This is a genomic window from Gammaproteobacteria bacterium (genome assembly GCA_003696665.1).
In the GTDB taxonomy this organism is placed as follows: Bacteria; Pseudomonadota; Gammaproteobacteria; order Enterobacterales.
Genome location: RFGJ01000457.1, coordinates 1 through 1,092, shown reverse-complemented (window position 1 = coordinate 1,092; position 1,092 = coordinate 1). Strand labels below are relative to the sequence as shown.

The following is a 1,092-nucleotide window of genomic DNA, read 5'->3' as shown; positions in this document are numbered from 1 at the left end:
CTGAAAGTCCATGTCGATGACCAGTACGCGTTTGCCTTTTTTTGCCAGATACCAGGCCGTGGCTGCCAGTGCAGTAGAACGACCCACTCCGCCTTTTACAGAATAAAATACCAGGCGATCGGTGCGCGGTTTTGCAACTGTGGCCCATTCGTTGCCTTGCAAAAGGCGCTCTACCACCACCACATGCGGAAGCCCATCGATTTCGTATTGCGGCGCGGGTGGAAGTGGGGGCAAAGTTTCCTCTTTGAATACCCTACCCTTTTTCGGATATATCCATGGTTTTAGTTCTTCCATCCTTACCTGGGCAAACTCCATCACCCTTTCTTCCAACTTTTCCTTCAGCTTTTTGGGAAGGATCAACGCGATTCGTCCACGCACATCGCGATTGATGATTAGCTTCTTGCTTGGCGGCCACTCTTGGAACCACTGCTCTTTTTCAAGCATGGCCACCAACCTGGGTATAACTTCGTCGTATCTCATACACTTCCAAATTCAGAAAAAATCTGCATTGATACGCTTCCCGGCGCAGTACAGTTGCTCTACTTCTTTTAATCCCATTCTGTGCTCATCCACAATTTCTTGTGAAAAATTGCTTCTCGGTTCATAACGTTGATGTACGCTCCAGTTATCAAAGGGAGATGATTGGCTCAGGAAAGGAAGAAGCCCCGCTGCATGGGTACCCGAAACAAAAGCATGAAATACGTACCAAATATCAGGCAAGTGCACCCTGTGGTATCTGGATATTGGCACTCCTGCAGAGCTAACCGGCATCCCCATCGCCCGCATTACGGCCTTCAGCCCACACTCGACAGCCAGCCCATACAGATGGTCAGCATTGGCCCACCGCTCCTTGGCGTAAAGCAAATCGCCATCTTCTTTGTGACGCATCCAGGCATCCTGAAAATCTGCAGCCATAACTACCTGTTTCCTCAAAATTAGCACTTCTTGGCATACACAAAGCCCCCGGGCAGGTGTCTGAACTTACCCAGGGGCTTTACATATCCATAGAAGTGTGCTTCCTCACACGTCGATCGACTCGGGCAGGCGCACGGGCACCACCCAGCCGAACTTGTCTTCGCGCAGGCCGGCGCG

The 1,092-nt window shown here is 50.9% G+C and carries 2 protein-coding genes; both read right to left on the bottom strand.

Translation table 11 applies throughout. From position 1 onward, the window contains the following. Positions 1 to 444, bottom strand: a 444-nt coding sequence (locus D6694_11330; GenBank protein RMH39298.1) for a hypothetical protein, incomplete at its 3' end; no start/stop codon positions are given. Positions 445 to 492: 48 nt separating this feature from the next. Then, the gene (locus D6694_11325) at positions 493 to 915 is read right to left on the bottom strand and encodes an SAM-dependent methyltransferase (protein ID RMH39297.1); all 423 of its coding nucleotides are present in this window, start codon (positions 913 to 915) and stop codon (positions 493 to 495) included. Between the last annotated feature and the right edge of the window lie 177 nt (positions 916 to 1,092).